Origin of the sequence: Streptomyces sp. NPDC058295 (assembly GCF_042880655.1) — a bacterium.
GTDB classification, from domain to species: Bacteria; Actinomycetota; Actinomycetes; order Streptomycetales; family Streptomycetaceae; genus Streptomyces; species Streptomyces coriariae.
Genome location: NZ_JBHVYO010000113.1, coordinates 1 through 1,715, shown reverse-complemented (window position 1 = coordinate 1,715; position 1,715 = coordinate 1). Strand labels below are relative to the sequence as shown.

General features: G+C 71.5%; 1 pseudogene. It reads left to right on the top strand.

What is annotated here, in order from left to right:
- Positions 1-1,105: pseudogene (locus tag ACFVYS_RS43780) on the top strand (hypothetical protein); the annotation flags it as partial.
- Positions 1,106-1,715 lie beyond the last annotated feature (610 nt).

Sequence of the window (1,715 nt, the reverse complement as noted above, 5' to 3'; positions counted from 1 at the left end):
CCGTACGGCCGGGCAGATGGCCGGGATGACCGCGATCGTCCTGCACGACCTGGGCAGCCGCCGGGAGTCCCGCGCCTGGTTCGCCACGGCCGCCCGGGCCGCCGCCGAATCCGGCGACGACCAGCTGCACGCCTGGGTCCTCGCCCGCGAGGCGATGGTCCCGCTCAACTACGGCACCCCGAAGGCGGCGGCCGGCCTCGCCGAACGGGCCCGTCACGTCGCCGGGCACCGGCCGACCGCCGCGGCGACGCTGGCGGCCGCGGTCGCCGCCCGCGCCTACGCCCTCAACCACCAGAGCGAGCAGGCCCGCGCCGCGCTCGAGGCCGCCGACGCCCTCATGGAACGGCTCCCCGAGAGCGAGCGGTCAGACACCTGGCTGACGTACGGCGAGCAGAAGCACCACGTCCACCTCAGCCACGCCTACACCACACTCGGGGACACCCACCTCGCCCACGCCAGCCAGGAGCGTGCCCTGGAGCTGTCCGCGCCGACCAGCACCATGACGCGCACCCTGCTGAACATCGACGCCGCGGCCTGCTCCCATCACAACGGCGACACCGAGCAGGCGTGCCGCCGTACGGTCGACGCCCTGACAGCACTACCCCCGGACTACCGCACCGGCCTGGTCCGCCGCCGCGCCCTGGACCTGTACGAGGCGATCCCCGCCCAGCACCACCGCGAACGCGCTGTACGGGAACTACGCGACGTCGTGGCCGGGACAACTACGGCTCCCACAGCGGGCGGGCCATGCCTGTCCCGCCGCAGTGACAGCAGTCGCCCTCCTCTGGCCCGCTCGAGCTGGCTGCGCGGCACGTACTTCCCGCTCTCCGTCACGGACGTCGACACCGAGGCCCGTACCGCCCAGGGCCTGCGGATGGGCTCCACCACCCGCGTCACGGTGGAGCTCACCGAGGACCAGGTCGTCGAGGCCGCCGACCTTCCGTCCGGCCACGGCTACCAGATCACCGGCATGCTGCTCGATGCCGAGGGCGAACCTGTGGAGCTCCCCCGGGTCGCCGCGCTCACCGTTCCGCTCCGATGGCTGCACCCCATGGACACGCCCGTCTCCGGCGGTGACCACGACGCCTCACTCCGGGGCTTCTGACCTGCCGGAGCACCGGTCGAACTTCGGTGAGACGGGGGGAAGCAGGACCATCAGCCGATCGTGTGACTACGGTCCGTTGCCGGCCGGCGGGAGCTCGCCGCACGCCCAGGTCCACGGCCAAGCGCGGGCCCGTAAGCGCGCCCTGCTGAGGACCAGAGTGCTTGAAGTAGGTGCGGACCGTGGCCGGCTTCCACTGCAGGATGCCTTCCTCAAACGCCTCAGTCAGCGAGTACCTGCGAGGGCTGGGGAAGCACTGCTCCAGGACGTCGGCCGGAAGGGGCTCGGTGGCCTGCTGAGGTACGGGGGCCGGGCGCAGCGGCGGGACGACGGGGCCCTGGCCGCACACGTGCGGGCGGTCCTGGGCGAGGGTCGGCTCCAGCGCCGCCAGAACCTTGGCGAGCGCCGTGCTGTGTCCATTCCACGCCCGCACAACGGCGCACCCGTGCGAGGTGACGCTCGGTGAGCGGCCTGGGTGTCCCGTGCCACTGGATCTTGACCGTTTGCCATCGGACTTTGACGGACGCGAGTTTGTGCCATCGGACTTTGACGGACGCGAGCTTGTGTCATCGGAATTTGATCACCTGGTGAGCGACTCAGCGCACCAAAAGTG